The organism is Polaromonas sp. P1_E3, assembly GCF_056405935.1.
Genome location: NZ_JBFUBD010000764.1, coordinates 1 through 756, shown reverse-complemented (window position 1 = coordinate 756; position 756 = coordinate 1). Strand labels below are relative to the sequence as shown.

Sequence of the window (756 nt, the reverse complement as noted above, 5' to 3'; positions counted from 1 at the left end):
TGCCGGCGGCGTGACGGTCAGCTACTTCGAATGGGTGCAGGATTTTTCCAGCTTCTTCTGGGACGAAGAAGAAATCAACGCACGCCTGGTAAAGATCATGAAAGACGCCTTTGCCGGAGTCTGGGCCGTGGCGCAAGACCAAAAAGTCAGCCTGCGTACCGCGACCTTCATCGTGGCCTGCAAACGCATCCTGCACACACGCGAGCTGCGCGGTCTGTACCCCTGAGTTGCTGAGCGGTACCGGTCCATTGCGTCAGCGCAGGACTTCTAAACCAAGCCGGGGCCACGGAACCGGCTTTGCCGAGCTGCAGGCGCAGCGGCCCATCCGGGGCCGGAGTTATGCGAAGCGAACGACCGTGAGGTCTTAAGGCAAACCAGGGCCGCGGGACTGGCTTTGCCAGACCGCAGGCGCAGCGGCCCCCTCGGGGGGCAGGGAGCTACACGCAGTGAGCGACCGTGGGGGCCACATCCTCACTGCAACGTTTCTTTGACCCCGGGCACCAAAGGCAAGGGCATGACGTCAATGCCCTCCTCTATCAACTCCACAGCTTCGCGCGCACTGGCCTGACCGCGAATACTGCGAGCCTCAAGCTCACCATAGTGCATGCGGCGAGCCTGCTCCGCGAACTGGCTTCCGACATCTTCAGTATTCGCCATCACACGGCGCAAGGCCTTCAGAAACGCGGCTTGCTCTGCATGCCCTTTCACAACCGGCACGTCAGCCCCTGCGGTGACCTCGCCTGCGGAGCCCCGCAC

Annotated in this window: 1 protein-coding gene and 1 pseudogene; one reads left to right on the top strand and one right to left on the bottom strand. The window is 62.6% G+C overall.

What is annotated here, in order from left to right; genetic code table 11:
- Nucleotides 1-226: pseudogene (locus AC1D0Z_RS23380) on the top strand (Glu/Leu/Phe/Val dehydrogenase); the annotation flags it as partial.
- Nucleotides 227-471: 245 nt separating this feature from the next.
- On the opposite strand, the gene AC1D0Z_RS23375 reads toward AC1D0Z_RS23380, so the two are convergent.
- Nucleotides 472-756: DUF1178 family protein (locus AC1D0Z_RS23375; protein WP_477660506.1), on the bottom strand; the 285-nt coding region annotated here is incomplete at its 5' end.